Source organism: Kitasatospora sp. NPDC127111 (assembly GCF_042677465.1).
Taxonomy (GTDB): Bacteria; Actinomycetota; Actinomycetes; order Streptomycetales; family Streptomycetaceae; genus Kitasatospora.
Genome location: NZ_JBHXTG010000179.1, coordinates 1 through 1,100, shown reverse-complemented (window position 1 = coordinate 1,100; position 1,100 = coordinate 1). Strand labels below are relative to the sequence as shown.

Genomic DNA, 1,100 nt, shown 5'->3' with positions numbered 1-1,100 from the left:
TAGGGCAGGTATTCGGTCGTGATCAGTGGGCCCGGGTGAGGTCCTTGATCCAGATGACCGCGCCGCGGAGGTGGAGGCCGGCGAGGTAGCTCTCCGGGGTCTTGTCGTACCGGGTGGCGATGCCTCGCCAGGCCTTCAGCTTGTTGATCAGACGCTCGACGGTGTTGCGCTCCTTGTAGAGCTCGGTGTCGTGGCTGACGGGCCGACCGCCCCGGCTGCCCTTCTTTTTCCGGTTGGCGCTCTGGTCCTTCTTCTCTGGGATGACCGCCTTGATACGGCGCTTTCGCAGGTGGGCGCGGTTGCCGCGTGACGAGTAGGCCTTGTCCCCGGCTACCGCGTCCGGCCGGGTTCGGGGACGGCCGACGGGCCCGCGGACCCGGACCTTCTTCAGCACGGGGATGAACTGCGGGCTGTCCGCAGCCTGGCCCTCGGTCAGGACGAACGCCAGCGGGCGACACTTCCGGTCGCCGGCGCAATGGACCTTGCTGGTCTGCCCGCCCCTGGAGCGTCCGAGCAGAGCGGCCTTCAGCCGGAGCTTGCGCCGCCGCCGGATACGTCGCCGTTCCTCCCGTTCCGGGTCGCCTGAGGCGTCCCGCCCGTCTTGTTCCTCTGGGCCTCCCCCTTTTGTCTGGCCTTCTCCGCCTCCTCGGCGGCCTTCTCTAGGGCGTCCATGGTGTCTGAGTCGAGGTGCATCCCGGCGGCGTCATGATGGGCCCGCACAGTGGTGGAGTCCACGCTGACCAGGGACAAGTCCACCTCGCCGCGCTTCGCGGCTTCCGCGATCAGGCCCTCCATCAGGGCTTCAAAGACACCGGCATCCCTCCACTGCCGGAACCGGTTGGAGACGGTCGACCAGGCGCCGAACTCCTTCGGCATCTCCCGCCACTGCCCGCCCGTCCGGAACCGCCAGATCACCCCCTCGAACTGCTGCCGCAGCCGCTCCGGGTAAGGGCCGTACTCGCCGATCGGCAGATACGGCCCGATGAACTCCCACTCCGCATCCGTCAGTTGCGCTCGCGTCACGCACCACGGTCTACCGGATCAGAACCCGCCGCGAGGGTGAATCGCACAGATTGATCACGACCGAATACGCGCCCTAG

The 1,100-nt window shown here is 67.7% G+C and carries 1 pseudogene; it reads right to left on the bottom strand.

Going from position 1 to position 1,100, the window contains the following annotated elements:
• Nucleotides 1-22: 22 nt before the first annotated feature.
• A pseudogene (locus ACFVHB_RS40150) lies at nt 23-1,023 on the bottom strand (IS5 family transposase).
• Nucleotides 1,024-1,100: the final 77 nt, after the last annotated feature.